The sequence below is a fragment of the Rhodopseudomonas sp. B29 genome, assembly GCF_000333455.1.
Lineage (GTDB): Bacteria > Pseudomonadota > Alphaproteobacteria > Rhizobiales > Xanthobacteraceae > Rhodopseudomonas.
Genome location: NZ_BADD01000751.1, coordinates 1 through 4,940 on the forward strand (window position 1 = coordinate 1; position 4,940 = coordinate 4,940).

The 4,940-nt window shown below is 62.6% G+C and carries 4 protein-coding genes; all 4 read right to left on the bottom strand.

From position 1 onward, the window contains the following. Positions 1-943, bottom strand: a 943-nt coding sequence (locus I5M_RS27160; RefSeq protein ID WP_022724280.1) for an ATP-binding cassette domain-containing protein, incomplete at its 3' end; no start/stop codon positions are given. Positions 944-952: 9 nt separating this feature from the next. Next, positions 953-2,068: an SMP-30/gluconolactonase/LRE family protein gene (locus I5M_RS27165; protein WP_031337749.1), complete on the bottom strand. Its 1,116-nt coding sequence runs from the start codon at positions 2,066-2,068 to the stop codon at positions 953-955. Then, on the bottom strand, positions 2,052-4,166 hold the full coding sequence (locus tag I5M_RS27170) for an SMP-30/gluconolactonase/LRE family protein (protein ID WP_307707461.1): 2,115 nt from the start codon (positions 4,164-4,166) through the stop codon (positions 2,052-2,054). Before I5M_RS27170 ends, I5M_RS27165 begins: the two co-directional genes overlap by 17 nt. 156 nt (positions 4,167-4,322) lie before the next feature. After that, positions 4,323-4,883, bottom strand: coding sequence for a sugar ABC transporter substrate-binding protein (locus I5M_RS27180; protein WP_283804881.1), 561 nt, complete (start codon positions 4,881-4,883; stop codon positions 4,323-4,325). Between the last annotated feature and the right edge of the window lie 57 nt (positions 4,884-4,940).

The window sequence follows — 4,940 nt, forward strand, 5'->3', positions numbered from 1 at the left end:
TGATGTGGGCAATTTCGGTTCTGCCGGAACCGACGAGACCCGCGATGCCGACTACCTCACCCTCATAGACCGAGAACGACATGTTCTTGACGACATTGCCCATCGTTACGTTCTCGACGGCTAGCACGCGCTTGCGCTCGGCCGACGTTTCGGCCGGCGCCGCTGGAAGCGCCGCGTCACCGGCGATTTCGGCGGCCGCGTAGTGGCTGCTGGCCACGTCGCGGCCCACCATCATCCGGACGATTTTCGGGCGATCAAGTTCGCTCGCGGGCCCGGTATGCACCAGCTTTCCGTCGCGCAGGATCGTGATCCGGTCGGCAATCTTCAGCGCTTCCTCCAGCGCGTGCGAGATGAAGATGACGCCGACGCCCTTCGCACGCAAACTGTTCAGAAGATGAAAGAGATGCTGGATTTCTTCCGGCGTCAGGCTGGCCGTCGGCTCGTCGAACACGATCACGCGCGCATTGTGACGAACGGCGCGCGCGATCTCCACCATCTGCCGCTTCGCGGTGCCGAGCGTCTCCACTAGCGCGAGCGGATCGACATTGAAGTTCAGGGCCTGTTGTGACTGCTGCGCGGCGATGTTGATCTTGCGGTAGACGGTGAACCACTTCTCCATCCCGAGTTCGAGATTCTGGGCCACGGTCATCGACGGGACGAGGCTCGTTTCCTGGTAGACCATTGCCACGCCCTGCGCCAACGCCTCGCCCGGCGACGAGAACGATACCTTCTCGCCGCCGAGATAGTAATCGCCGGAGGTCAGCTTGATGGCCCCCGCAATCGCCTTGCACAAGGTGGATTTGCCGGCGCCGTTCTCGCCCAGCAAGGCATGGATCTCGCCGGGACGGAGCGTGAAGTCGACCTTGTCGATCGCGTGAACGCCGCTGTAGACCTTGCTTCCTGCGGCGATTTGCAGGACCGGAGCAATCTCGATAGAGCTCATGGCGTCCTCCTACTCGGACACGGGGCCGGTGGGCAATCTGATCAACTTGCCGTGCCCTTTCGACACGGCGAGGACCTGCCCCGCGGGATCCGCCAACGCCGCCGTGATACCGTGCACCTCTCCGGACGCACGGCTGTGATAGCTCTCGCGCGCCGCACCGTCCTTTCCGATGCGGGCCACAAGGCCGTAAGACCGCGGCGGCGCCCAGGGTTTCTGGATGCCGAGCTTTTTGATCCGCCCGATCTGCATCGCCTCGCGATAATCGGCCGTGCCGCCGAGCCGCGGACCAATCCACAGATGCGGCTCGACGGCTTCGAGCATCCGCATGCGGAACGCGTCCTCGCGCAGCACGAACTCCATCAATTGCGTGCGCAAGCCGAAGAACGCGAGCCAGTAATCGCCCCGCGAGCCGCGCGAGATCCGGCACGGATAGCCGGCGAAGTTCGTCACCAGGGTGCGCTGAGTTCCTCCGTCGAGAGCCAGCGCGCTCAACCGATGCGCCCAGGCCTCTGTGACCAGCAGGCTGCGGCCGTCATGAGACACGACGAGTCCCGCGGGCCAATCGAGGCCGTCGGCCATAATGCGGGCATCTGAAAGTTGTCGATCGCAGACAATGATCCGGCCGGATGGCGCGCGCTTCTCAAGCAGATCCCGGTGCCATTCGGCGGCGGGATTGTGCCGCGAACCATCGGCGATATAGATCAGGCCATCGTCTGCGATCGCCAGCGCAGTCACGGAGTGCAGCTGCGCGCCCGCCGCGCTCGTCAAGCGCGCGGCTATCTCTCCCTCTTCCGTCAGGGACACGATCCCCATTCCTGACAAAGCGGCGACGAGTCCTGTCGACCCGAACCACGCCAGAGCGCCGACCTCCACGTCGAACGTTGCGAACGTGCGTCGCTCAGCGAAGTCGGGACCGCGGCACGCCTGAATGGTTCGACCGCTCGACACATAAAGCGTGCCGCTGCTGTCGAGCGCGAGCGCGTCCGGAGCGTCGAATGGCTCGCCGAGAACAAGCGCGCGGTCGAGGCGCTCGTTCGGTGAGAAGTTTCCATCCAGCACTGGGATCGCGTGAACATCGCGATTCGGATGGAAAATGCGGTCGATGATGTCACGCGCCAGAGACATACTTCGCCCTCGCTGCAGAAATCCGATGGACGTTGCTCGCTTTGGCGTCAGGATCACTGTTGACGCTCGACGCCCAATAGGACGTCCAGCCGGTCCAGTTGACGTCGGCGTTCGGCAATTTCACACGACCAATACGGTTGTTCTCGAGACCGCCGATGTAGAGATAGCCTTTGTGTTCGCGCATCGAGGTGATCGTCGGATGCGAACGTCCGCCCGGATCCCAGAGTGATTCCAGGACGCGGCCGGTATCGTCGAACTTGATGACGCAGCCGTTGTTAATGCCGGGGCACATCCACTCGTCCGGCGGGATCTGCTTCACCATCCGCGTGCGGAAGGCAGGGTCCGCCATCGCCAAATCGTAGACCGGCGACCTTATGCCCACGAGCGCGAGCCAATAGGTCCCGTCGGAGGCGCGATTCACGTTGTCCGGATAGCCCGGCAGATTGTCGACCAACAGCTCCAGCTGGCCTGCCTTCTCGCCAGCGATCCAGTAGCGATAGATGCGGCAGAGCCACGTCGAGACCCACAGCACCGAACGACCGTCGTGAGACACGCATACGCCGTTCGGGAAGGCCAGATTTGACAGGACGGTGTTGGTCTTACCCGTCGCCGGATCGTGGCAAACGATGCGCCCGTTGCCCCGCCCTTCGAAGCCGTCCAGCGCCCAATCCGAAAGGTCGTAGCGCGTGGTCGCGTCGCTGAAATAGATCTTGCCGTCCGGAGCAACGTCGAGATCGTCGGCGAGCCACAGCCGCGAGTCGTCCTTGAAGCGATACCAGGTCCGATTGGTCTCGTCGGTGACCTTGAACACGGTGCGGTCGGGTTTCACGCCATAGACGCCCATGCCGGCTACGCAGACCAGAATGTTCTTCTCGCGGTCGAGCGCCATCCCTAGCGGTCGGCCGCCGATACGAGCGAATTCCTCGCGTACCTCGTAGTCCGGTGCGAGAAACCGGATGATCGAGCCGTTGCGATTCACCGTGTAGAGATGATCGTCCTCGTCGAGGATGATGTCTTCCGGCCCCTCAATCTTGTCGAGCGCGATTGCCTCGGCATTCTTCAGCCGATCGTTTTCGGCGAACACGGTGCCGCTGTCCCGCGCGATCGAGGCCGGCGGCTCGAATTCCACCAACGACGGCGTCACGTAGATCTTCTGCAGCAGCTTGCCCTTGTTCTTCACGAACTTGACGTTGAAGGCCACGGCCGCGAGCAGGATCGCACCGATGATTGCGGTCGTCAGGCTGCCGTGCGTACCGAGCTGCACCAGGCCGTTGATCAGCAGAAAGATGATGGCGGCACCCATCAGCGCCCGGCTGATGGTGCCGCGTCCGCCCGACAGGCTGATGCCGCCGAGCACCGCAGCAGCGAGCGCGTTGACTTCCCAGCCGACGCCGGTGTCGGTGCCAGCGCTGTTCTGCCGGGCGGCGTAGAGAATGCCCGCCAGCGACGCCATCATGCCGGACAACACGTAGGCCATGAACAGCGACCATTTCACGTCGATTCCGGCATGGCGTGCCGCCTTGCGGCTGGAGCCGACAGCCATGATGTGAACGCCGGACCGGATCCGCGTGAGATAGAAGTGGGCCACGACGCCCACGACGAGCAGGCAGACCATGTTGATCGGAATCCCGAACAGGAAACCTCCGCCGAGATAATCCCACGCCGCGCTGTCCGAGGACGCGCCGGCCAGTTCGACAGCGTATTGACCCGTAATCTTGTTGTAAGCCGCGCGCAGGATGATCAGCACCACCATCGTGGTAAGGAACGGTCGCGTCTTCGCATAGGCGATCAGTCCACCGTTGATCGCGCCGATCAACGCCCCCCACCCCATCACAGCGACGATCGTGAGCGGCAGCGGCCACTCCAGGATCATGAGGAAATACAGCGTCAGGAAATCCGCCATCGCGAAGACGGCGCCGACCGAGAGATCGAGCCCGCCGGAGAGAATGGAAATGGCCATCGCCATCGCCACGAAGCCCTGCTCCGGAAAACTGCGCATCAATTGCTGAAGCTGAGGGATCGACGTGTAGCCGGGGATCATCACGATGAACGCGACGAACACCACCAGCAGCAGCGTGAACGGGACGATCGGCTCCATCCAGCGCTTTTCCAGGAGCTCACCGAGCAGCAGCTGGGGCGAAAGGCGATACCACAGACGTCGAAGGGACTTCATGAGCGACGGACTTTCGGACAGCGGATGCCGCTCCACAGCGGAACGGCATCCGTGGCGTCGGGACAAAGCTGAGAGAACCGGCTATTCCTTCGGCACGACGAAGCAATACTGACGGTCGTCCTTGCTGGAGACCCAATAGTTCGTCGTGTAGTAGGCGAGCTGAGTCGTCCCAGCGGGCCGGTTGTCCTGCAGCAGGGTAAGCACCGCGTTGGCGATCGCTTCTCCTTGCGTATCGGCGCGGTAGGACAGGTTCTTGGTGAACAGGCCTTGCTCCACCATGTCGCAATCTGCGGGCTGACCATCGCTTGCAACGAAGATCTTCACCTCGCCCTTCTTGCCGGCATTCTTCACGACCTGAGCCGCCCCCACCGTCTGAGGACCCCAGACGCTGAAGATCCCGCACAGGTCAGGGTTCTGCTGCAGCACATTGGTGGTGATGTCGGACGCCTTTGTGGCGTCCCAATTAGTCGGCTGTGAGGACACGACCTTGATCGACGGGTCGGTCTTGAACACCTCCATCGCCGCCTTGACCATGTGGAGAGAATATGGGGCGGTCGATTCGCCTTGATACGACTCGAGATGATTGCCCAGATCCCTAGACGGCCGACCGACATGCTGTTGATCAGTTGTCGGTGCCAGCATGCGGGCCGAGGTTTAGGCAGGTGGGCACGCGACCATAGGCAGTAGTGTGAGCCTGGT

What these genes read in the sequence shown, in the direction of transcription:
- I5M_RS27165 (WP_031337749.1), bottom strand. Translation starts at nt 2,068, where the DNA reads ATGTCTCTGGCGCGTGACATCATCGACCGCATTTTCCATCCGAATCGC.
- I5M_RS27170 (WP_307707461.1), bottom strand. Translation starts at nt 4,166, where the DNA reads ATGGAGCCGATCGTCCCGTTCACGCTGCTGCTGGTGGTGTTCGTCGCG.
- I5M_RS27180 (WP_283804881.1), bottom strand. Translation starts at nt 4,883, where the DNA reads ATGCTGGCACCGACAACTGATCAACAGCATGTCGGTCGGCCGTCTAGG.